The sequence below is a fragment of the uncultured Cocleimonas sp. genome (assembly GCF_947495625.1).
Taxonomy (GTDB): domain Bacteria; phylum Pseudomonadota; class Gammaproteobacteria; order Thiotrichales; family Thiotrichaceae; genus Cocleimonas.
On the sequence record NZ_CANLZW010000023.1, the window covers coordinates 46,663 to 70,598 of the forward strand.

Genomic DNA, 23,936 nt, shown 5'->3' on the forward strand with positions numbered 1-23,936 from the left:
CATAACCAATACAAAAAGGATTAGCATGGAAGTAATTCCCATTTATTGCAATAAAAATAGGCTGATATTTCAAGAAGTTCTGACAAACCAATAAAATATGAAAAAGTTAGTTAATGTATAAGCTAATTTGATAGAATCCACTTCTCTTTACCCCCTCTAATCTATTAGATTTTATTGACTGCTTAATACATGAAAATACGCAATATACGCATTGTTGACTACGAATCCACAACCGCTGTCGCTGACAACATAGAGCAACTTCGCATTGCTATTAAAAATCAAAAAAGTGGACTTCGCAAAAATGACTTCCCTTTTTCTGATTTAGACACATGGATTGGACGGGTAAGCGCTATTGATGATATTGATTTGGGTGAATGGCAAAGTCGCAACAATGCAATGGCGGCATACGGCTTGCAACAAGGAACAATTTTAGCGCAACTTGAAAACCTGAAAACGCGTTTTCGTCCTAGTCGAGTCGGAATCATTATGGGATCCAGCACTTCAAGTATCGATCGCACTGAGACGGCTTACCGCCATCTCGATGAAAATGGCGCGCTGACGGCAGAATACCAACAAGCAACCGTACATAACCCGCATGGACCAGGGTTATTTGTCGCCCATCAAACAGGCGTGACGGGCCCTGCAATCACCATCAATACGGCCTGCTCCTCATCCGCAAAAGTTTTTGCCACAGGCGCAAGATGGCTCCAGAGTCTTGTTGTCGATGCTGTTTTAGTGGGTGGCGTTGATACCTTGTGCTATAGCGTTTTGCACGGTTTTGATTCCCTGCAATTACTCTCTCAAGATCCTTGTAAGCCGTTTGATAATGACAGAGACGGCATTAATCTGGGCGAAGCATCTGGCTATGCCATTTTAATGCGCGCAGAAGATTGTGAAACAGATACAGGCATCGAGTTAGCCGGTTACGGTGAAAGCTCGGATGCTCATCACATGTCGCACCCACATCCCGAAGGATTGGGCGCCAAACAGGCGATAGAAAGTGCGTTAACAATGGCAAAACTCCCTGCCGAAGAGATTGATTACATCAATCTACACGGCACATCGAGTCAGGCGAATGACTCTATCGAAGGAAAATTAATTGGCTCTATGTTTCCATCATCCACACAATGTTCTTCTACAAAAGGCTGGATGGCACATACATTAGGTGCTGCGGGGATCACTGAAGCATTAATTGCTATTGATGCCGCGCGAACTGATTTAATCCCTGGTTCTTTGAATTTAAGCAATCTGGATAATGAGCTGGATTTTTCTATTACGGCTGAAAATATCGAACGCCCACTGACTCATGTAATGTCCAACTCATTTGGTTTTGGTGGCAATAATTGCTGTCTGGTTTTCAGCAAGATTGATAGTAATAAGGATAGCGCTTGATGAGTGATAATATTTTACGATGCTCCATCAAAGCCGTGGGCGGTTGGGGACAAAATTACACAAACTGGCAAGAACTTTCAGAATTGCTGACCACTGGCGCTACCGCTGAAAATACAGCAAGCAGTCCTAAGCCAGAAATTATCCCTGCCAACGAAAGACGACGAGCACCTCTGCCTGTAAAGCTTGCAGTTGAATCCTCATGGCAGGCGACACAATCGGCGGGTTTAGACCCGAAAGGTTTGGCATGCGTTTTTGTTTCTGGTTTAGGAGACACTCAACTCACAGACTATATGTGCAAAGTGCTGGCTACCGAAAACATGCAATTATCGCCGACCAAATTTCATAATTCGGTACACAACGCCGCCGCAGGTTACTGGACGATTAGTACGGGTTGCATGAAAGCTGCAAACTCTGTCGCAGGTTTTAATGAGTCTGTATCGCTAGCAATACTCGAAGCGGTTACCCAGTGCGTTCAAGAACAAGCACCTGTGCAGATTACGTTTTATGACGCACCCTCTTCTGAAATTCTCAAACCGCTATTAAAAAATGATCAGTCGTTCTCAGCCTCACTAATTATTGAGCCTGTTTTAGAATCAAATCAGAACGATTCAAACCTACTGGAAATGCAATTAGTGTCACAAGCAACAGAATGGCCAGAACTCGATTTGGAAACTCACCTTGATACGAGCTACAAACAGAATCCATCCGCTAGAATTCTGGCAGTATTAAACATGCTGACAAAAGACTCTGCGGATACTGTTTTACTTCCACTCAGCGCTGAAACATCGCTTCAGTTAACTTTACATAATCCCAAGCTAGTTAATTAATATGTCCAATACGCAAAACTATGATGTCGTGATAGCAGGAGGCGGACTTGCTGGTCTGTCGCTTTCCATGCAACTCAAACAACAATCCCCTGATTTAGATGTTGCCGTTTTAGAACAAAGAACATTTCCTGTTCCTGAAACGATTGCCAAAGTGGGCGAATCTACGGTAGAAATTGGCTCTCATTACTTTAGTGAAGTATTGGGACTAAAAGACCATTTTGAGAAAGATCATCTACGTAAGTATGGGCTGCGTTGTTTTTTTGGTGAACAGCAATCAGACTTTTCAGATCAAGATGAGTTAGGTATTAGTGATCTATTCGGCATTCCTACCTACCAGATAGACCGAGGCGTGTTAGAAAACAAACTCCACAGGGAAGCGAGCAAGCTAGGCGTAAATGTCATAGATGGCATTTCAACCAGCAATATCAGACTTGATAAACACCATCAACAAATAGACATTGCGAATAACGGCGACATCAAAACGCTTAATTCCAAGTGGTTTGTGGATGCAGCCGGACGTCAAATGCTGGTTAAAAAAGAACTCAACCTGGCCAAAGAGAACTACCATAAAGCCAATGCAGTCTGGTTTCGAATTGATCGACAGGTGACTTTAGATGACTGGACTTCAAATAGTGACTGGCAAAACCGCCTTGTTGAATCAGGCAAACGTTGGTTAAGTACTAATCACTTAATGGGTCCCGGCTACTGGGTTTGGGTAATCCCTCTAGGTACAGGCACAACAAGTATTGGCATCGTTATGGATGATCAGGTTTTTGAAGAAAGTGACTTTAATGATTACGATGATGCATTCGCCTGGCTAGCAAAAAACCAACCATATTGTGCTAATGCAATTGAAGGTGCCGAGGTTTTAGATTACGTCGCTATAAGAGATTACTCTTATGACTGTAAAAAGTATTTTTCTGAAGATGGCTGGGGCTTAACGGGTGAAGCAGGCGTATTTGCTGACCCTTTCTATTCGCCAGGTAGTGATGCAATCGCGATGAGCAACACGTTTATAAGTAGCCTAATAAGCACTCAAAAAGAAAAGAACAATATCAGCCTCGAAAGTGTTGTTTTCAACAGCCTGCAAAATAATTATTACGAAAATACACTTTCTCTATACACCCAGCAGTATGGTGGGTTTGGAGACCGTAGAATGATGGGCACCAAGCTACTTTGGGATTATTCGTATTACTGGGGCATATTGAGTTTATTGTTTTTCAAAAATACCTTTGTTGATATCGATACGATACGCGAGCTAAACCCTCTTCTAGCAAAAGCTAAAATGCTCCACCAGCAAGTTCAGGAGAAATTAAGAGAGAGGGCCAGCAAACGCATTATTCAACCTGCACAAGGCATTTTCCTTGATCAATACCTTATTCCTTGTTTACGCCATTTCAATGATGTCTTAAAAGACTATGAAACGGTAGACATTAGAGAGGCTGTAGCCACCAATACTGAGATGCTCGAGCGCATTGCGAAATACTCACTTGAGTTTTTGTCTGACAACCCTAGCCAATCTATCAGCGATGATGAAAGAGATTTGCTAGGTGAGTATCGACACAGTGTTTTAGCGTAAAGTGCTTACTAAGCTATTAAACTAAGTTATTAAATACGCCATCAAAGATTAGATGCTGTGAATTCAAAAAAAATACTATATGCCCTGATAGCCATTGTGACTGTGGCCTATCCCTTTATCGTCTATTTCAGCCTCGATAGGTTTGGGCCTTCTCTGCTTTCTTTGGCGCTTTTTATTATTTTACTAGCACGAGTCATTCTAAGAGGTGAATTCCAAAGGCCGGAACAATATGCCCAACTGATTTTAGTAGGTGGATTGTGTGTAATTGCAGCATGGTTTAATAGTGAAGAATTACTTCGTTATTATCCCGTCATGATGAATCTTGCTTTTGCAGGATTTTTTGCGTTGTCACTCACCACTGAAACATCCTTGGTTGAACGCTTTGCCCAGATGTTTATGAAAGAAATTCCCGATGAAGGTCGACAATATATGCGAAACCTTTCGATGGTCTGGGCCGTTATTCTTATTGTTAACGCAGCCATAGCCTTCTACACCGCATGCTGTCTTTCACTTCAAGCCTGGACTTTCTATAATGGCTTTTTAGCGTATATTTTCCTCGGTGGTTTTATGGCCCTTGAATATGGTTACCGTAAGATTCACATCAAAAGACACGAAGAAAAATGACAGGCATCAATCTAGCAATCACAGCAGAAGAGTTAAATCAGCAATATCCCGAGAAGGATAAATGGCCAACATTCTCTGTGTGTGAAACACCCAGCACTTTAGCCACTGATAACTCATACGAAGTCATTTGTGACATTCCTGTGAGCTTATCCTATTTTAAAGGACACTTTCCAGATCAGGCGGTATTACCCGGCGTGGTTCAGATTAACTGGGCGAATGATCTAGCGAAACGGTTATTCAAATACGAAGAATTCAGAGGCGTTAATTCTTTAAAATTTAACACCATGATTTTGCCTGAAACCAAGGTAATCTTATCGCTCACCTTAAACCCTGAAAAACACACTGTGAAATTTCGATATACCTCGATCACAGAAGACGATTCAATGACGGAAGAAAAGGATGAAATCCTTTTTTCATCTGGCATATTAGTATTTTCAGAGGCTAAATAATTTATATCATGTCTTATTGTCTTGCTGTCCCTCATTATAATCACTTCCAGTCTTTTGAAGCATTCTTGCCAAAACTAGAATCATTAGGCATGGCATGCATTGTTGTCGATGATGGCAGCGATGAAGATCAACGCAAAAAGCTTGAGGAATTGCTCTGTAACTATCCTGAAATAACACTACTCAAGCACGCATATAATCGAGGCAAAGGCGCAGCGATTTTGACTGCAGCCCATGCAGCAAGACAGGCTGGGCATACTCACATCATTCAAATTGACGCAGACGGCCAGCACAATATCGAAGATGTACAAAAACTCATTTCACATAGCGAGACTAACCCACACAAAATAGTTTCCGGTGCCCCCTATTTCGATGAGAGCGCCCCAAAAGCAAGAGTGTACGGCAGAAAGGTAACGAGCTTCTGGGTTGCCCTGGAAACACTGTCGTTTGATATTAAAGATAGCTTATGCGGCTTTAGAGTCTATCCGCTTAAAGAGTTTGAAATCGTATTTGATAATTACAATGTCGGCAAACGTATGACATTTGATACGGATATTTTAGTCAAATCACATTGGGAAGGCATCAAAACCGACTTTATCGACACAAAAGTCATTTACATCGAAAACAATGTGTCTCATTTTCATTATATGAGAGATAATTTACTCTTAATCAAACTCCACACCAAGTTAATGCTAGGTATGCTGATTCGCATTCCTAAAATTATACTTCTAAAATTTAGCTAAACATGAGTAATTCCAGTAACAGTAAGAACAACGAGCAAAGAGCGGCAAGTGACGATTCTCACTGGTCTTCCGCTCAGGAAGCTGGGACTTTGTTTGGGTTACGTTTTCTCTGGTTGATCCATAAAACACTTGGACGAAAAGCTGTATCTATATTGTTATTACCTACGGTTGCTTACTTTGTGATTTTTCGTGCTGATTCACGTAAAGCATCGCAAGAATTCCTGAAAAATCATTACCAACAATACCCTGACTTCTGGAAGCGCAAACCTAAGTTTTCCGACACTATTCGTCACTTCCGTCAATTCGCCGAGACCGTTGTCGATAAACTCTCATCCTGGTATGTGGAGCTTGATAGCGACCTGTTTAAAATTCACTCACCAGAAGTCGTTGAAACGTTACTAAACGATACTCGCGGACAATTGATTATTGGCTCTCATTTTGGCAATCTGGAATTCTGTCGTGGTTTTATGCATCGCTATAAAGACAAATCTATCAACGTATTACTTCACGATAAGCATTCACAGAACTACACCAACATCATGGCTCAATTGAATCCAGATTCGAGACTCAATGTGTATCAGGTTGATGAGTTCAATATCAATACGATTCTGTCTTTTAAGGAAAAGATAGATGCAGGAGAATGGCTCTTTATAGCAGGAGACAGAATTCCACTAACTGGCGTGGAGCGTACGGTCACTGTCGATTTCTTTAATAAAAAAGCGGCATTACCGATTGGCCCTTATTTACTGGCGAAGGCATTAGATTGCCCGGTAAAACTGATGTTTTCCTATCAAGACTTTGCAGATAAATCTGGGCAGATACAATTTGAAGTGGTCGACTTCGCTGAAAAGATTGTACTTAGCCGCAAACAACGACAAAGCGATATTGAAAACTATGCACAAAGGTTTGCCACAGAATTAGAAAAGCAGTGCGCTAAAGCACCTTTTCAATGGTTTAATTTTTATGATTTCTGGCTACCTGAAGAAAACCCACAGGAACAAATTAACACTATCGCTAACAAGGAAGTAGCATGAGCGATTTAGCAACACGCTTTGACCCAGAAATATTAACGTTAATTCCACACCGCCCACCTATGCTGTTGATTAACAGAATATTGGAAGTTAGCGAAAAACAATCGAGTGCTGAGGTGTTTATCGACAAGGAAACCACTTTTTATGAAAAAGATTTGGGCGTACCAGCAACCATTGGATTGGAATTCATGGGACAAACTGCTGCGTTAATCGCAGGCAATCAAGCGATAAAAAATCCGGCAGATGCCAAGCTTGGTTTTTTACTGGGAACTCGAAAATATCAATCCACACTATCTTATTTTAAAGAAAACAGTGTACTGGTCGTCGAATGCAGTGAAAGCGCTATGGTAGGAGAAACACTGGCAAGTTTTAGTTGTACAATTCGCTATAAAGACGAAGCAGAAATCATTGCCAGTGCCAACTTATCTGTACTTCGTCAGCCAATCAATAAATCACCTGCAGAGAATCATTAATAATGCCAGCTTCATCAAAATCACCCAATCGAGTCGTTATCACTGGCGCTGGCAATATCTCGTCAATGGGCTCAACCTGGGAAGAAATAAAAACATCTTTTGAAAGCAAACAATCAAAAGTGTGTTACATGGAAGAATGGGATCAATACCCCGAGCTTAAAACGCGTCTGGCTGCACCCATCAAAGACTTTGAGCTACCAGACACCTATCGCCTAAAAAAGAAAAGAAGCATGGGTAGAGTTGCACAGATGGCTGTACGTGCCACTGAATTAGCGCTTAAAGAATCAGGTTTGTATGGTGAAGATGTCATTACTAACGGTCAGACAGGCGTGAGCTTTGGCTCTGCAACGGGCAGCAGCGCGGGTGCTGTAGAATTCTTCAGCATGCTAGAAGAACAGTCGATGGAACGCATCAATACCACCACCTATATTCGCATGATGAGCCACACAGCAGCGGTTAATATCGGCATATATTTTGGCACCAAAGGACGCGTATACACAACCTCTAGCGCTTGTGTCGCAGGAAGCCAGGGCATTGGTTATGCCTATGAAGCTATTCAGTCGGGCAAACAAAAAGTCATGATTGCTGGTGGCGCGGAAGAGCTTTGCCCAACTCAGGCAGCGGTTTTCGATACCATCTTTGCTGCCAGTATCACCAATGACACCCCCCACCTTTCGCCCCGTCCTTTTGATAAAGATCGTGATGGCCTTGTTCTTGGCGAAGGCGCTAGCTCACTGATATTAGAATCTTACGATCACGCTAAAGAACGCGGCGCTAATATTCTGGCTGAAATCATAGGATACGGTACAAACTCTGATGGCTCGCATATCATGCGTCCGAATCAGGAGACCATGCAAAGCGTGATGCAAATGAGCCTTGATGATGCCGGAGTTACAGCAGATCAAATTGGTTATGTTAGCGCGCACGCCACAGCGACCGAATACGGCGATATCGCAGAATCACAAGCGACGTTAAATGTACTCGGCAAAAAGCCAACCAGCTCGATTAAGAGCTATACTGCGCATAGTCTTGGTGCCTGTGGTGCGTTTGAATTGTACTCCACTATCCAGATGATGAACGAAGGCTGGTTCGCGCCCACACTAAACCTGACTGAAGTTGATCCAAGGTGTGCTGATTTAGATTATATCCAAGGTGATCTAAGAGCGATTGATACTGATATGGTTATGAGCAATAACTTTGCATTTGGCGGGATAAATACATCTTTAATTGTAAAAAAGTTTAAAGATTAATTAGACAAAGTCACCCCCCTACTTTAAGGAACTTTTTTCACATTAAGTGTTAAGGAATATTCCTGTTTGTTATCTCAACCGCTTTTCTTTCGTTTCTATCATTCCATGCTTGTCCGCGAGTTTTACGCATCAATCCTTCTACCGTTCTGGTCACGAAAATATTTTTTAATAGACTTAAACGCTGACTAAACTTGGTAGGAAATGCGCGCAAAGTCATGGAAAAGCCAATGTCTTCATAGACAATATAATGCCAATAACCAGAGGGGATGAATAAAGCATCGCCGTGGTTTAATTCTGCCTCATAACCTTTAACGTACTTTAGCGCAGGGTATTTTTCAAAATCAGGATTTAAAAAATCCACATCGTACAAAGCACTGAAAGAGAATGGCACTTTATACATAAATTGGGTTTGTTCTGGCGGAATAAGCAATACTTTTTTAACGCCACCGAAATGACACAGAATCAAATTCGCCAGATCAATATCGTAATGCATCTGGACTTTGGCGCCACGCCCACCAACGAATAAAACCGGTAGTTTCTTAAAGAACTTAAGACCGATATCAGGATAGGAGAAATCCTTAATCATCTGTGGTGCATTATTCAGAATATTATAAAAAAACATGCGTAAATCGTTTTCGCCGTTTTTCAGTAAATTCAAGTAATCACGCAACGGCATTTCCCTCGCAGCAGCATGTTGATGTGATTTGCCTACGGCTGGTTTACTGCTGTACACAGGTACAACCTCATCACCCAGGGTTTCAATTAAATAATCGACATCCCATTTTTCTTTGGCAGGCCAGTCTTCCATAAGAGTGGGTAAGATTACCGGAATGCCAGTATCTTTATGATTTTTGAGAAATTGCTCCTTGGTAATTTCCGAAACACGCTTTACTTTATTGGGGGCAATTTTTTCAAACATATCAGTGACTATTCTGTTCTTTTTTTATAAAGGGTTTTACCGCATAGCCGTTCAAGACTTCCTGATCCTTCAATAGCTGGCGACAGCCATGGTACAACAGGGATTGATTTACCTTAGAACGAGTTTTGATACCAGTGACCATCGATGAAATTATTCTGCTGTATAGTTTCTCAGCCATTTTACCCACAACTGACGACTTGGGATTTTCCTGTATGGACTTGCCCTGTTCGGACAAACTCATCAATCGGCCATCGTAAAAATAATCAATCAGTGTCGTCCACGACTGATGCCAGCTATTTACCTGTTGAGAATATTTTTCTAAATTCGCCGAGGTAATTTTAGGACTACTGAATACGATTTCATCAATGCTTTGTGCCGCATTTAAGGCCATAAAAACACCGGGGGATAACATCGGATCGACAAAACCAAAAGCATCACCCAACATAACCCAGCCCTTTCCATAGCCTTTTTCAGAAAGTAATTGGTAATTAGAATAACGCATGACTTTGCTTATACGTTTGGCGTTCTTTCCTTCGTCTTTTAGCAAGGAATTGTGTTTAATTACATTATCTAAACGTTCTTCCGGGGTTTCTCCGTAACTCTTGGCGGCCTGTTTATTAAGCACCACACCGACAGATAATCTCCCTTTCAAAGGTATTTGCCATGACCAGCCGTGATCTAATATGGAAACAACAATTTGGCCTTCAATCACTTCTTTGTATTCGAAGTTCTCAAAATGAGCAAAATACGCAATATCATCACGACCACCACGTTTTGCCGGAATATCAAGCAAGCGGCTAAAAAGACGACTTCTCCCCGACGCATCAATCAAAATATCTGGATGTGTTTCTGTGCTCAATCCAGCATCATTCAAAGACACTTCAGACAGAATTAAATCTCGCTCTGAATTCTCAGGCGCTAATTCTAATGTCGCTTTTTTATTCACAAATCGAACACCAACCTCTTCAGCGCGTTGGCGTATCAGTGAATCTAGTTGTGGGCGAGGCGTATTGTAAGAAAAGTTAGGATAATGTTTACCGGGCGTTTGAAACGGGATATCCATGCGTATGCCACTGCCATGCCTAAAGGATGCACCCCGTTTAATTTGTGAAATAGCGGCGACTTTTTCTTCAATTCCTAAGCGACGGAAAATGGGCACGACTGCGGGCAAATTTGATTCGCCTACGATTAATTCTGGTTTGCTCAAATTATCATAAATAGTGACCGCGATACCTCTCTCTATGAGAAAGCATCCTAGCGCGCAGCCTGATGGCCCCGCACCTATAATCGCAACACTTTTAACTTGTTTATCCATCACTTTTTGATTGTTGGTTTGCTAAAAACTATTTGTTCATCGCAAGCTAACACATGCCACCATTGACGCTAATCGTCTGGCGCGTGATATAAGCCGCTTTATCAGAAAACAGAAAACTAATGGTTGATGATATATCACTGGCTTGACCAAAAGTGCCCATCGGGATCATCTTTTTAGCTTCTTTGACATAGGCCTCTTCTTTAAAAAGCCCCTCAGTCATATCTGTCTCGATGACTCCGGGAGCAACCGAATTAACAGTGATTTTACGTTTCGCCAATTCGATAGCGAGCGATTTACTTGCGCCTATAATACCTGCTTTGGCAGCACTATAATTTACCTGACCACGATTTCCGATTAAACCAGATACAGAGGTTAAGGTCACAATTCTACCGCCCTGTCTTAAACGAATCATTGGCATAATCAATGGGTATAACACATTATAGAAGCCATCCAGATTGGTGTGAATCACACTATCCCACTGTTCGGCTTCCATCGCTGGGAATGCGGCGTCGTCAGCGATACCAGCATTACAAACAACACCATAGAAAGCCCCGTTTTTCTCTAAATCTGCCTCTAACAAGGCTTTGGTTTGTTCTCTATCACCAATATCAAATTGCATGATTTGACCTGAGCCACCCGCTTTTTCGATAAGCTCAAGCACTTCATCCGCAGCTTTTTGATTACTATTGTAATGCACAGTGACATCAAAGCCATCAGCGGCAAGTTCAATCGCGGTTGCCTTGCCGATACCTCGACTGGCGCCAGTGACCAATACTCTTTTTTTACTCATGATTTGTTTTCCATAACAGCGAACTCTATCTCTATTTATAACGTGTTATTGCTTTGTTTGCCAAAAACTCGGCATAGATCAACGAAGCAATTAAATTAAAACTATTTCCAATAAATAAAATCATACCAAAACTTTGTGCAACCGGAATAGCGCTTAAACCTAATAATCCGAAAGACAACAGGCTTGTGATTGCGGAAATAAAGATCGCCTGCTGCGTAACATTTCCGTCTTGAAGTTCATAGGCAAATATACCGTAATCCATCCCCAAGCCCAGCACCAGAAACAATGCCATCACATGAAATAGATTGAAGGACACACCCAATACATTCAATAACACAATTAACGCTGCGGTGGCACACAATGGAACCAGAACAATGTTTAAAGCAGATAATTTACGATAGCGACTCAGTATTAAAAGTGCAATTAAAGCATAGGCTACAAGTAACAATTGAGTGGCTGAAACGCGCTGATCTGCCAATGATTTTTTCGCGCTTTCGACCGTATTCACATAGTTTACAAAAGGCATCGTGTTGCTTAGCTTTTCTAGAGCTTCAAAGTCTGTTCCTTTGGCGATTAAGATAAAGTTTCGAAAATTGTCCCCAGCTTTGCTATTTTTATGCCCCTGTTCTACAGGACTTTTTGCAACCTGATCTTTTTTTGTATACCAAAGCGGTGGCAGTATCTCTTTAAAAAGCTCGTTCAGTTGTTGCGGCTCTAGAATCAGTTTTTCTGAATTTGCATATTCAGTTTTGATGACTTTTGCCTTACTTTTTTCAGCACCCAATAAGGAATACAAGGCATCAACGGCTTGATTGTCTCCGTATAGCTTTCCCTGTATCTGATAGTTCTCACGCTGCTGTTGAGGCGTTGGCAACCATTGCGTAATACTTTTAAAATTATCGGCTATAAGTGGGGGGGTGGCTTTTACTTTATCGTAAAACGACTCTGTTAGGCCAATAAGCTCTTCAGAGCTCTGACCACTGATTACCACGAATCTACCTGGTTCATAGTCCGAAGCTATTTGGGATACAGCAACCTCACTCGCTAATATCTCTGGATCAGGCGTAAAGAAAAAACGTGGATCATCACTGGTTTTAACAGCAAATATACTGAGCGCCAAACTCAGCATTAATAGCACAATCGTTATAACCACGATTCTGGGACTAAATACCGTTAAGGGTCGCTTGAAAATATTTAATATTGTATTGATGACTGTGTTATTCACCTTAATTCTTTTACTCGAATATTGCCCTAAACAGATAACGCTTAACCACGCCATTGTTAATCCACAGCAAGAAAACACAGCCACCTTTTTCAAGGCATCGAGTTGAGAAAAATATAAGGCCAAATATCCTAATAGTGACGTCACCAAACTTAATAACAGCGCGCTATGTAATCTGGATTGCGAATGCTCAACACCACGTTCTGCGCCAGCACTTACGCCATCTGATAAAGCCTGGGACTGATGGAAGAAATAATGAATCGAATAGTCGATTACAATACCAATCAAACTTGCGCCAAACACGATGGTTAATATGTGAATTTTTCCGTAAATAAAATGCGAAACAGCAAAGGCAAAAGCAACGCCAAAAGCAATCGATAAAAACGGCAGTATCAACGGCACCACACTACGAAACGTTAAGAGCAATACCAGCAGCACGCCAACCATCGAAATAGTGGATATAAAACTGATATCTTTTTTAGATTTACTCGCCGCATCCACGGCAAAGAAAAACACACCTGAGCGCAGTATTTCAATCTTGTATTTGTCTTTAAGGTCTTTACTAATCGTGTTGATATCAGCAAGCAGTTGATTCTGCCCGTCTAATCCCAGCCCATCTTTTTGCAATTTAGTTTGGATAACAGCGTAATGTTTTTTGTGCTTTTTATTTTGCTCGGCATCATCACTACTGCTAGCTTCAGAACCATGGGTTTGCGCCTGTTCCAAATCTGCGCTTATCTTTTGCAGAAACTCACTAAAATATTCGCTATGAACGCCTAGAGGGTCTTTTTCAAAAGACATGAGTGGTGCATTTGTGAGTCGAAACAGCTTCGCCTGAGCTTGTTTTGCAAGCTCTTCTGCACTTTCTTCTTTAATATTTTTCTGCGCTGTTGCAGTGAGTAAGTGAAACCGATATTTCGCCAGTGAATCAATGATATCAGTCAGCGATAAAGCATCACTCGATAAAACAGTTAATGGCTTAAGTTCGGATAAGCGTTTGCTCAAATCTGCCTTTGCTGCATCAAGTTGTTGCTTATCATCAGCACCTACGACGAACAAAATATTACGACTGATATTTTCAGTCAGTCCATCCATCGCATCTTGTGTTGATTGATCTAATTCCAGATCTGGTGAAAGATCACCAAGGCTGGTATCGACAACGAGTTTGCCGCTGTTTTGAAAAAAGAAGGCAAGCGTAAAAACAATGCAGATTACAAATAGTGATCGCCAAACAATCATGAATGATTACTCAGTTTTGGCCGCTGGTAGTGATACGAACTGGATTCAATAATAATTTACAGCCATCAGCAGAAAGCGATGCACACCTCTCTGAAAATGCAGCATCTTTAGAGAGTTTATCGTTCATCGCATATTGCTGTTTTTCGCTACTCACTATTCTGGTTACTTGCTGGTTTTTATCGGTGATTGAAATCTGTAACTCTTTTTTAGTATTTGGCTTTGCTAACACAACAGAATCAATAGCCTGTTTCACCATTTTATTTTTCGGTACTAAGCTTAACTCAACGCCTGTCGTATCATTCTTTGAAATCTGGAAATCGAATTCTTTTGCTATGAACTCAGTATTGCCAGCCATCAAGCCCAGTAACAGATTTGCCAAAAAGTCATGCTGAACGCCATCCAGAATTTCAACAGAAAGTTTTTCTGGCACTAAAAAGTTGAGTTTTTGATTAGTAAAAACCAGCGACTCGACAATCGGCTTTTGCGTTTTCCAGATTAAACCTAAATCACAGGAATAAATGAATTCGCCCATTGAAACCAATGGAACTGGTAGACTTTTTATTTGCTTGCTTTGACTGAACTCACCGGAGAAGTTACACGCTTCTGGCATCATAGACTTTAATGCTTTTATGTTTTCTGGCGTATTGGCGCTTAGTGAAACACTACTAACTACACTGGCCATCAAACAAAGCATTAACAAAAAAGGTCTAATCATGCATCACCTTGTTCTTCTGGTTTTTCATCAGCTAGGGCCTTAAATGCAGCATCGACGCTATCCAGGAGTTGTTTAGGCGCATCAAACTGGGTGATTTCTTCTGGCATCTTTACAGCAAATTGCGTCGTCTGCCCCTTGGTAACCACATCTCGCGTTGCGACATCAACAATTAGATAATCGATAACGAGCTTATGCTCCCACTCTTTCAGTTCTGCAGTAATTTCAAACTGCTGTTCAAACCGCAAAGGCCTGATGTACTTGGTGTGCAGATCAACCACTGGATAAAAATAGCCAGTTTCTTCCATATCTGCATAGGTGAAGCCTATTTTAGACAGCAATTTACAGCGCGCTATTTCAAAATATTTCGGGTAGTTGCCATGCCATACGATGCGATATGAATCGACATCATAAAAACCCACTTCCATGGGAAGTGTGACACTCAGTGTCGGACCTGCTTTTTTTGAATTGGTTTTCATTAAACTGATATTTCTATTAGATTTCTACGATGATTTTAACCACATCATCGATAGTTCTCGCATCTTTAAATAGCTTCGGTGATAAATCTTTGCCGGTATGCTTTTTTAGCTCTACCATCAGATCAACCGTATCAATACTGTCAATATCAAGGTCTTGATAGAGGCGCGCATCTGCGACCAGTTCTGCTTCTTCTAATTCAAATAACTCGATTAATTTTTCTTTCAACTGTTGAAGAGTTTGTTGGTAGCTTTGTTCATAACTGCTCATACTGTAACGCTCATATTTATTCTAACTCACTGTATATATTCTTATGCGCAATTGTACTATTAAACGCATTATGAATCTTTCCAAAAAAAAACGCCTGAGCTCTGCATAAATTCCATTTATGTTTTTTAACAACAAAAACATAATGTCATTCAAAGTGGGGGGGTGGCTTATCAGTTTTGGTTGTATAGTTATCTAATTGCTTAATTGCCGTTAGATAATAGTCTCTTAAAAAATCAGTTAAACGACGGTATTGAATAGTTCTTGCCAAGCTTGTATCAATGCATTCCTCAATGGTTAACGTAGGATTTATCCGCACTAAAATTTTTGATTTGATATCAGGAAGCTGATACCAGCTTTCATACTTTTGCAAAGCACGCGGCGAACACGTTATAAGAAAAGGAACAATATCGCTATTTGCATGAATCGCAATATTTGCGGCACCACGTTTGAATTCCAATTGAGTGTCGTATTGGTTACGCGTACCTTCAGGAAATATTAGAATATTTTCACCAGCGGCAAGTTTCTCCGCAGCCATGCCTACCAGATCTTCTTCATCATTAGGAATATAACCGGCCAGACTCACGGTTAGGCGTGTTACAAGATTACGAAAAAGTGCTTCTTTCACCACGCAACATACATCATCTACATAGGCTAAAATAAATAACGCATCAATCAACATAGAATGATTGGAAATGACAACTTTGCCTTTGATTTCATCGCTATTAAGTCGTTCTAAATCATAAGACATCAATCCCAGAAATTGCATAAAATCAACATAGAACTTACACAGTCTTTGTATGGTTTTACGGATTTTTTTCTGCTTCCCTTCCTGATCCTTTACAAAAACAACAATCAAAACAGCATGAATGACAGGAAAGAATGCGCCCACAGTAAATACAATATAACTAATGCCTGCAGCGATAATCCGCCAGTAATGGTTGAGAGATAGGATCTTCAAGGATTTATCTGGGAATAGATAGAAGGACGTTTAAAGTCAAACACTAAGCGCAATAGCATTCAACTTCGACAAGCAAGTTAGAACGGCAAATATCTGCAATTGTGTAAATTTTCGCCGCATCGGGAAAATCTATATCTAATGATTTCTTTGATTCTTCCAGGCAAGATTTATTTCGCAGATACACTTTCATGGTTTGAATCGAATCAACTTCGTAGCCGGTTTTTTCCAGCAAGTGAAAAATATTATCTTTGGTGATTTGTAGTTGGGCGGCTAAATCACCCTCATGCAACGTCTCATGTCCAATGATACTAGCCGTACCAGAGATAAATAACAGATTGCCTTTAGGGTGTTCGAGACTGGTTGCACGCGCAAAAGATGGACTACTGATACCATATTGGCGCGGATACTGATAAGCGTTCTGCTGTTTATTATTGGTATGGTGAATGCCTTTGTAAACGCTGGATATTGCGTATATCGTCATGCCGCCAGTGACATTTCCAACGGCAGTAGCAGCAGGAAAATCAGCATCGTTTATGCCCGCCTGTTTAAATGCTTTGAGGCGACCATTACAAAATAATTTATAGTTTTCGTTATCGCCCAGCCCTTTATTGATCGCAGGCACATAGTTCCAGAAACGTAACAGGTTTTGTTGTTCGGTTTGATTAATAAATGCTAATAACTCAGCGTAAACAGACTCTGTTGCTGCCTCTAAGTCTTCACATTCTTCTGCTGTTAAGCTAATAGATGTAAACAAAAAACCGCCAGATTCAGACCACTTGCATAAGCCAGATATTCCGCTGATTACAGGCTCATCTTTAATCTTCCATAATTCATGCACAAAATCGCTGGCATCGGTTCTACCGAGACCTGAAGGTATGTGATTTTGACTTTGACGAGTGATCGGACAATCGAAACCAATAACAGCCAAATTCTGGGATTCTGCATTGAGTTGTTCTGCCGATGCACTCGAATAAGAATTAATAAGCATTTTCTGTATTCTCTAGCGAAGAATGTTCATATTCAGCCGAACGAGGACTAAAACATGAAAAAGGTTTTAAATGGAAATTAGCTGCCACTAACAAATAGCTTAATTAATAAGCAGTCGAAAATAATAATCAAAAAATCATAGTAAATATTTAAAACTCACAGCCTGGCGAAACGTGAATTTAGATGATTTATCAATGGAATATAGTTTAAACTATACCCTCAAAAAAATAAAGATGACTGTGAGTGAGGAAAATAGTGAGCGTACAAACTGAAGCCGAAAATAAAATGGCAACATTACTGGTTGAAGTTCTGAATCTTGAAGATATCAGCGCTGAAGAAATCGATCCGAACGATCAGTTATTTGGTGATGGTCTGGGTCTGGATTCTATCGATGCGTTAGAAATTGCACTGGCTATTTCTCAAGATTTTGGCGTTCAAATGAAGGCAGAAGATGAAAGCACTCGTGAAGCGTTTGCGACCTTGAAAAGCCTTACTGACTTTGTCGAGAAAAATAAAGCTAACTAGCAAATCGGACATAATAGCTTCATATTATGACTAGAAAAACATTCCCGCTAACGAACCGAAATCTATGTGATAATTTTGCCTATCTCACTAAAGACAACAAAACCACTGGAGACACTAAGGGATTTGTTAGCACGCAACGCTTTATCGATACTGTTGTCGCATTATCAAAACAATTACCCGACGACAAACAACACATTATTAATTTATGTGGCAATCGCTATTTATTCGCTGTGGTGCTTTGCGCAACTGTTTTAAAAAACCAAGTCAATTTATTACCGTCTAACAGAAATATAGCCACACAAAAACGGCTCTCAGAACGCTATAACAATACCTATGTTATTCATGATGGTTCAGAAACTGATCCTGATTTATTAGCGATTGATCTCGGTAAAGAAGGTATTTCTGACATTCAAACAGTCAACGAAATACCAGAAATTGATGTTAATCAACTCGCTGCCATTAGCTTTACATCGGGCTCCACAGGGGATGCAAAACCCAATGAAAAAAGCTGGAGAACCTTTGTCGACAGCACCATAATTAACAGCCATTACATGTTACCGAAATCAGCCGAAACCATTCAACTGCTGGCGACGGTTCCCGCTCAACACATGTGGGGCCTTGAGACATCGGTGTTGATGGCATTGTTTGCCAACATCTGTGTGGTCGATTCAAAACCATTATTCCCACAAGATATACAGACCTTAATTGAGATGCTACCCGCACCTCGCATGATGGTTTCTACTCCCGTGCATTTACGTGCGGTAGTTGGCAGCGAGCTGAAATTCCCAAAACTTGAAACCGTGCTATGTGCGACCTCACCGTTGACTCAGGAACTCGCGACTCAAGTTGAAGCATTATTTAACACAAAAATGCGCGAGGTGTATGGTTGTAGTGAGATCGGTTCAATGGCCGTCAGAGAAACAGCCCACACGGATATCTGGGATAAATTTGATGGGATTCATTTTGATCAACAGGCGTCAAATCAAATACTTGCGCATACCGAACACGTCAAAGAATCTGCAACATTAGGCGATTTTATAGAGCTATTGAACGAGCATCAATTTCGTCTAAAGGGTCGTACTGACGATATGATTGATATTGCTGGCAAGCGTGGTTCTTTAAATGAAATTAACAAAGTACTGCTTTCGTTTTCTGAACTGATTGATGGCATCGTTTTCTTTCCACCACAGGATCGCCCTATTCCGCGATTAGTTGCAATCGTTGCACTGAAAGATGGCGTATCGAAAAAGCAACTTGCTGACCATTTTCGTGAATATTTAGACCCTGCTTTTATTCCTCGCCCCATTATTCAAGTTGAGAAACTACCGAGAGAAGAAAACGGCAAACTCCCCAAACAAGCATTGCTTCATTTTTATCAGGAACTAATTAAAAACTAAAAAAGACTCTTAGAAGAGTGTCTTTTTAGATCTCAAAGTCACCCCCCTACTTTGAGGCAGTTTTTTATCATTTACTCTGATTAATTATTTTGTTTCATTTTTGTTCTCTTTTTGAATAATATCTGTAATAATAAAGTCATCCCAATCAGAAACTCATTGTCGAACAGTCATGCTTTCACATATCTATTTAAAAGATTTTGCCATTATTGAAAAACTCGATTTAGAGCTAAAGTCAGGCATGACTGCGCTCACCGGTGAAACGGGCGCTGGTAAATCGATTCTGATTGATGCGATTGGACTTGTGTTAGGCGATCGTGCAGATAGTGGTGTTGTTCGTCATGGCGCTGATAAAGCCGAAATCACATTAAGTGTGGATATTGAAGACACTCCATCAGCCTTACTTTGGTTGCAAGAACAAGAACTGGCAAATGAAAACGATGAAGAGAATCAATGCATATTGCGCCGGGTTATTTCATCTAACGGTAAATCACGAGCCTGGATTAATGGATCACCCTGCAATCTAACCCTATTAAGACAATTGGGTGAACAACTCGTCGATATACATGGTCAACATGAACATCAATCGCTGATGAAAAAAGACATGCAGCGAACCATGTTAGATGATTACGCCAGCAATGAATCTCTAAGAAAAAGCGTAAAGAAAAAATTTCAGGAGTGGAAATCTCTCAAAACTAAACTTGAAAATCTTCAAGGTGCAAATAGCGATCATCAGGCAAAACTCGATTTACTGCGTTTTCAAACTCAGGAGCTGGATGATTTACAACTCACAGAAAATGAAGCACAACAGTTAGACGAAGAGCACTCTAGACTTTCCAATGCTGGCCAACTGCTCGATGCAAGTTCGCAAAGCATTATGCAACTTTACGATGACGACGATAAATCAATCTATTCGGCCATCAGTGGTGTAACCCATCAATTAGAGTCTTTAAATCAACTGGATAGCGCGTTATCTGAACCTTTAGAGATGCTACAAAATGCGCAAATACAAATTCAGGAAGCCACTGACTTATTGCGTCGCTACAACGAAAGCGTTGGACTAGATCCAGAGCGTTTGCATTGGGTAAATCAACGCCTATCGACATTGCACGATTTAGCACGTAAACACCAAACTGCCCCCGAAGAGTTATTCGCTAAATGGCAAATTCTGCATGAAGAATTACATTCTTTAGACAGTGACGAATATGATCTTGATGCATTACAAGAAAAGCTCAATCTAGCTGAAACTGCTTATTTAGAAGCCGCTGCAAAATTAAGTGACAGCAGAAATAAGTCTGGCAAAAAACTAGCCAAGGGCGTCACTAGCGCTATGCAAGAATTAGGAATGGAAGGTGGTATTTTTGCCATTGCTATTGAAAAAACTGAAAGCTTCAATGCACATGGTAATGATCATGTTGAATTTCAAGTGAGCGGTAACCCGGGCCAACCTCTAAAATCCCTTATTAAAGTAGCTTCTGGGGGAGAGTTGTCTAGAATTTCATTGGCGATTCAAATGATAGCAGCACAACGTATTACACTTCCTGCACTCATATTTGATGAGGTAGATAGTGGCATTGGTGGCGGTATTGCAGAGGTAGTTGGGCAACAACTCAGAAATCTGGGGCACAACAGACAAGTATTATGTGTTACTCACTTACCTCAGGTAGCCTCACAGGCTCATAATCACTATCAAGTCACCAAGATCAAAGGCAATGACAAAACATCCACAGGGATGTTGGTTTTGAATGGCGAGCAACGCGTGAAGGAAGTTGCGCGCATGATGGGTGGATTAGAAATTACCGAATCCACACTCAATCTGGCAAAAGAGATGTTAACCACTGCATAACACCGCCTTTTTCTTTTTCTGCCGGTGAAGTCTTGGTAGCTTTAGTCGTGTTTTCAGGAAGCACGACCTTCTTAGGTTTGCTCTTTTGCTGGATAGTATCAGTCGCTTTTTTTGCTACTTGCTTATCTTCAGCTTGTTTGTCAGCAGCTTGTTTGTCAGCAGCATCTTCATCTATTTTATCTAAACTGCCATTTGCCACTGCATTTTCAATTGAGTTTTCTATTACCTCATCTATTTCCTGTGCAGCAGTATCTGTTTCTTCATTTTTCTCGGGAGGTAACGATGAAAGATCACCATCAAAAAGAACCACGACTTCAGGCTCATCAGGTAATTCATTTTTCGCTGCTAGCTTAGGTGCTTTATCTTTAACCCCATCATTTTTATCTAAATAATCAAGTATCCCATCACCGTCGCTGTCTTTTGTTCCACCCTCTTCTTTGGTTAAGCGACTGTCTCCATCATCATTGCCATCCAGGTAGTTTGGCACACCATCTTGATCGGTATCATCGTTGATCGCAGTACCATCGCTATTGATATCTTCAAACTTTGTCAAAATGCCATCATTGTCATCATCTTCGTCTAAAGCATCAATAATGCCGTCTCGGTCCGAGTCTTGTGGTGAATTTATATCCATTCCGACTTCTATCGCATCAGAAACTTTGTCTCCATCTGTATCACGTTTCATGATATCAGTACCCAAAATCAGCTCTTGAGAATCTAATAGCCCGTCATTATCAGTATCGGTATAACGATTCACTTCTACTTTCTGTTTCTGTATTTTTTTAGGAAGAACAACGACCTTTGATTTTTCCTTAACACTTGTGCTTTCACTTAATGCTTTGGACGTTGATTCTACAATTGTTTTATCAGTTGGCTTTGAGGTAGTGGCAGGCTTTGAAGCATTAGAAACCACTGCATTTTGTTTTTTATAGTTCGGGTCTAGATAATCAGCAATACCATCATTATTATGGTCTGGAAGTTTAAGGTTATCGTTAATCCCATCTCCATTTTTGTCCACAGCCCCTAGACGTGACGCATCAAAGCCATCGTCAATACCATCGAAATTTTTATCTTGATTTAAGAAGCCTGCCTCAACACCATCAGCTAGGCCATCGTTGTCTGAATCAGGATCTAGATAATCTACAATACCATCTTTATCAGTATCATTTTTACTCTCAAGAAAGGTCGGCAAACCATCGTTATCATCATCATAATCTAAGGCATCTATGCGATTGTCATTATCACTATCTAGCGGCTTATTTACATTTTCACCAACTTCAACACCATCATTAATACCATCACCATCAGTGTCTGCAAGATAGGCTTCTGTACCCAGTTTTTCTTCCTGTAAATCGGTTAGTCCATCACCATCACTGTCTTTATCGATATTGGCAGCACTCAATACTTGAGGGGCAGCAATCGAGAGCAGAGCAAATAAAGTTATTTTATTTAAACATGACAGTACGTATCTTTTCTTGAAGAAAAAACAATGCAATTGTGCGAATGATAATTTCACAGATATCCCCTAGCAACTCATGCTTATAGCCGAGTTAAATTATTATAATTATGAGGATAATGTTACATGGAACACTGGGAGATTCAAACTATTTCGGAGCAACGGCAGTTCTATTAATTGCCAATAAAAGCTGATAACAAATAGATAAGGAGGTCCTAACTTTGAGTGACATTTTGTTATCTACTGTTTAAAAACGTAAACGGAATTTATGCAGAGCTGAGATGTAGTTAAACAATCTAAAATAGATTAAAAAACATTGCCGTCTACACCAAATAGACGGGCGTACTCTTTAGTCGCATATCGATCAGTCATTCCGGCAACATAATCAGCAATGACACGAGCCTGACCTGACAATCCTTCGTCTACTAAAGCATTACGCGCTAGTTTCAAATGCCCTGGGGGAAGCAGTCTCAAGTCATGCATAAAAATATCAAAAAGTGCTTCTATTACCTGATGCGCTTTTCGAGTCATCCGATAAACCTTATGGTGAAAATACAGGTTCTCACGTAAATATTTTTTAAGCTCCTGATTATGCGCCCTCATTTCATCACTAAAACTGATGAGTTGCTCAAAATGCTTTCTAACATCTTCTATAGATTCCGGGCTTACTTCAGCTATCTTTGCTCTACTGGTTTCAACAAGATCGACAACCTGCTCACCGATCATGCGTCGAATGGTTTCGTGAACTCTGCGATTCCCCTTTAATTCTGGGTATTTCCACATAACTTTGTCATATTGAGTACTGAATAGCTGCATTTGCCTCATCTGCTCAATATTGATCAACCCCGAGCGAATACCATCATCTATATCATGATTATTATAGGCAATTTGATCAGCAATATTGGTTAACTGAGCTTCTAAGGAAGGCTGTTCCTTCTTAAGAAAGCGTTCACCAACATCCCCTAAATTAGCGGCATTCTTTAATGAGCAATGTTTTAAAACCCCTTCGCGTGTTTCATAGCAAAGGTTTAAACCATTGAAGTCAGCGTAATTTTTTTCCAGTTCATCAATGATACGCAAAGACTGTAGATTATGCTCAAATCCGCCATATTCCTTCATACAGGCATTCAGCGCATCTTGGCCGGCATGTCCAAAAGGAGTGTGGCCGATATCATGGGCTAATGAAATAGCTTCTGTTAGGTCTTCATCCAGATCTAATGTACGAGCAATAGAACGAGCAATTTGAGCGACTTCTAATGAGTGCGTCAACCTTGTCCGATACAAGTCACCTTCGTGATTAACGAACACCTGAGTTTTATACTCAAGTCTTCTGAACCCTGTCGAATGAATGATTCGATCGCGATCTCTTTGAAATTCAGAACGATAAGTTGGAGCAGGTTCGGAAAATTTCCTGCCTTTACTAAATTCTGGACTGGCTGCATAAGGAGCTTTCATTAATAC

The 23,936-nt window shown here is 40.7% G+C and carries 23 protein-coding genes; 12 read left to right on the forward strand and 11 right to left on the reverse strand.

What is annotated here, in order from left to right; genetic code table 11:
* Positions 1-189: 189 nt before the first annotated feature.
* From Q1A31_RS13530 to Q1A31_RS13570, 9 genes are all read left to right on the forward strand, one after another.
* Positions 190-1,392 (forward strand): beta-ketoacyl-ACP synthase, encoded by a 1,203-nt coding sequence (locus Q1A31_RS13530; RefSeq protein WP_299877572.1) that lies wholly within the window; start codon positions 190-192, stop codon positions 1,390-1,392.
* Positions 1,392-2,219 carry a beta-ketoacyl synthase chain length factor gene (locus Q1A31_RS13535; RefSeq protein ID WP_299877576.1) on the forward strand — a complete coding sequence of 276 codons (828 nt, stop codon included), beginning with the start codon at positions 1,392-1,394 and terminating at the stop codon, positions 2,217-2,219. The genes Q1A31_RS13530 and Q1A31_RS13535 overlap by 1 nt, the downstream gene beginning before the upstream one ends.
* A gap of 1 nt (position 2,220) precedes the next feature.
* Positions 2,221-3,798, forward strand: a complete 1,578-nt coding sequence (locus tag Q1A31_RS13540) for an NAD(P)/FAD-dependent oxidoreductase (protein WP_299877579.1) — start codon at positions 2,221-2,223, stop codon at positions 3,796-3,798.
* A 96-nt stretch (positions 3,799-3,894) separates the two neighbouring features.
* Positions 3,895-4,422, forward strand: a complete 528-nt coding sequence (locus Q1A31_RS13545; protein ID WP_299877583.1) for a septation protein IspZ — start codon at positions 3,895-3,897, stop codon at positions 4,420-4,422.
* On the forward strand, positions 4,419-4,871 hold the full coding sequence (locus tag Q1A31_RS13550) for a hypothetical protein (protein ID WP_299877586.1): 453 nt from the start codon (positions 4,419-4,421) through the stop codon (positions 4,869-4,871). Before Q1A31_RS13545 ends, Q1A31_RS13550 begins: the two co-directional genes overlap by 4 nt.
* 8 nt (positions 4,872-4,879) lie before the next feature.
* Positions 4,880-5,611: a glycosyltransferase family 2 protein gene (locus tag Q1A31_RS13555; protein WP_299877589.1), complete on the forward strand. Its 732-nt coding sequence runs from the start codon at positions 4,880-4,882 to the stop codon at positions 5,609-5,611.
* Between the two features lie 2 nt (positions 5,612-5,613).
* Complete coding sequence (locus Q1A31_RS13560) at positions 5,614-6,645, forward strand: hypothetical protein (RefSeq protein ID WP_299877592.1); 1,032 nt, start codon at positions 5,614-5,616, stop codon at positions 6,643-6,645.
* Positions 6,642-7,115 carry a hypothetical protein gene (locus Q1A31_RS13565; protein ID WP_299877595.1) on the forward strand — a complete coding sequence of 158 codons (474 nt, stop codon included), beginning with the start codon at positions 6,642-6,644 and terminating at the stop codon, positions 7,113-7,115. Before Q1A31_RS13560 ends, Q1A31_RS13565 begins: the two co-directional genes overlap by 4 nt.
* Before the next feature lie 2 nt (positions 7,116-7,117).
* Positions 7,118-8,365 carry a beta-ketoacyl-ACP synthase gene (locus tag Q1A31_RS13570; protein ID WP_299877598.1) on the forward strand — a complete coding sequence of 416 codons (1,248 nt, stop codon included), beginning with the start codon at positions 7,118-7,120 and terminating at the stop codon, positions 8,363-8,365.
* Positions 8,366-8,414: 49 nt separating this feature from the next.
* Here Q1A31_RS13570 and Q1A31_RS13575 read toward each other — a convergent pair whose 3' ends face one another.
* The 9 genes from Q1A31_RS13575 to Q1A31_RS13615 all read right to left on the reverse strand — a co-directional run bounded on the left by Q1A31_RS13575 (position 8,415) and on the right by Q1A31_RS13615 (position 17,255).
* Positions 8,415-9,284: a cupin-like domain-containing protein gene (locus tag Q1A31_RS13575; protein ID WP_299877601.1), complete on the reverse strand. Its 870-nt coding sequence runs from the start codon at positions 9,282-9,284 to the stop codon at positions 8,415-8,417.
* Between the two features lies 1 nt (position 9,285).
* On the reverse strand, positions 9,286-10,599 hold the full coding sequence (locus tag Q1A31_RS13580) for an NAD(P)/FAD-dependent oxidoreductase (protein ID WP_299877604.1): 1,314 nt from the start codon (positions 10,597-10,599) through the stop codon (positions 9,286-9,288).
* Positions 10,600-10,645: 46 nt separating this feature from the next.
* Positions 10,646-11,389: a 3-oxoacyl-ACP reductase FabG gene (fabG, locus tag Q1A31_RS13585; protein ID WP_299877607.1), complete on the reverse strand. Its 744-nt coding sequence runs from the start codon at positions 11,387-11,389 to the stop codon at positions 10,646-10,648.
* A gap of 31 nt (positions 11,390-11,420) precedes the next feature.
* Positions 11,421-13,850, reverse strand: a complete 2,430-nt coding sequence (locus Q1A31_RS13590; RefSeq protein WP_299877610.1) for an MMPL family transporter — start codon at positions 13,848-13,850, stop codon at positions 11,421-11,423.
* A 10-nt stretch (positions 13,851-13,860) separates the two neighbouring features.
* Positions 13,861-14,565: an outer membrane lipoprotein carrier protein LolA gene (locus Q1A31_RS13595; RefSeq protein ID WP_299877613.1), complete on the reverse strand. Its 705-nt coding sequence runs from the start codon at positions 14,563-14,565 to the stop codon at positions 13,861-13,863.
* Complete coding sequence (locus Q1A31_RS13600) at positions 14,562-15,041, reverse strand: thioesterase family protein (RefSeq protein ID WP_299877616.1); 480 nt, start codon at positions 15,039-15,041, stop codon at positions 14,562-14,564. Before Q1A31_RS13600 ends, Q1A31_RS13595 begins: the two co-directional genes overlap by 4 nt.
* A 16-nt stretch (positions 15,042-15,057) precedes the next feature.
* A complete protein-coding gene (locus Q1A31_RS13605; RefSeq protein WP_299877619.1) occupies positions 15,058-15,309 on the reverse strand; it encodes an acyl carrier protein in 252 nt (83 codons plus the stop codon).
* A gap of 145 nt (positions 15,310-15,454) precedes the next feature.
* Entirely contained in the window at positions 15,455-16,267 is an 813-nt protein-coding gene (locus tag Q1A31_RS13610; RefSeq protein WP_299877622.1) for a 1-acyl-sn-glycerol-3-phosphate acyltransferase, read from the reverse strand.
* Between the two features lie 43 nt (positions 16,268-16,310).
* The gene (locus Q1A31_RS13615; RefSeq protein WP_299877625.1) at positions 16,311-17,255 is read right to left on the reverse strand and encodes a hypothetical protein; all 945 of its coding nucleotides are present in this window, start codon (positions 17,253-17,255) and stop codon (positions 16,311-16,313) included.
* 254 nt (positions 17,256-17,509) lie between these two features.
* On the opposite strand from Q1A31_RS13615, the gene Q1A31_RS13620 reads away from it, so the two are divergent.
* From Q1A31_RS13620 to recN, 3 genes are all read left to right on the forward strand, one after another.
* Complete coding sequence (locus Q1A31_RS13620) at positions 17,510-17,779, forward strand: phosphopantetheine-binding protein (RefSeq protein ID WP_299877628.1); 270 nt, start codon at positions 17,510-17,512, stop codon at positions 17,777-17,779.
* Positions 17,780-17,805: 26 nt separating this feature from the next.
* A complete protein-coding gene (locus tag Q1A31_RS13625; RefSeq protein ID WP_299877631.1) occupies positions 17,806-19,176 on the forward strand; it encodes an AMP-binding protein in 1,371 nt (456 codons plus the stop codon).
* 169 nt (positions 19,177-19,345) lie between these two features.
* The gene (recN, locus tag Q1A31_RS13630) at positions 19,346-21,019 is read left to right on the forward strand and encodes a DNA repair protein RecN (RefSeq protein WP_299877634.1); all 1,674 of its coding nucleotides are present in this window, start codon (positions 19,346-19,348) and stop codon (positions 21,017-21,019) included.
* Here the strand turns inward: recN and Q1A31_RS13635 are convergent.
* On the reverse strand, positions 20,985-22,535 hold the full coding sequence (locus Q1A31_RS13635) for a hypothetical protein (RefSeq protein ID WP_299877637.1): 1,551 nt from the start codon (positions 22,533-22,535) through the stop codon (positions 20,985-20,987). The genes recN and Q1A31_RS13635 overlap by 35 nt on opposite strands.
* A 246-nt stretch (positions 22,536-22,781) precedes the next feature.
* A complete protein-coding gene (locus Q1A31_RS13640; RefSeq protein ID WP_299877640.1) occupies positions 22,782-23,930 on the reverse strand; it encodes a deoxyguanosinetriphosphate triphosphohydrolase in 1,149 nt (382 codons plus the stop codon).
* Positions 23,931-23,936: the final 6 nt, after the last annotated feature.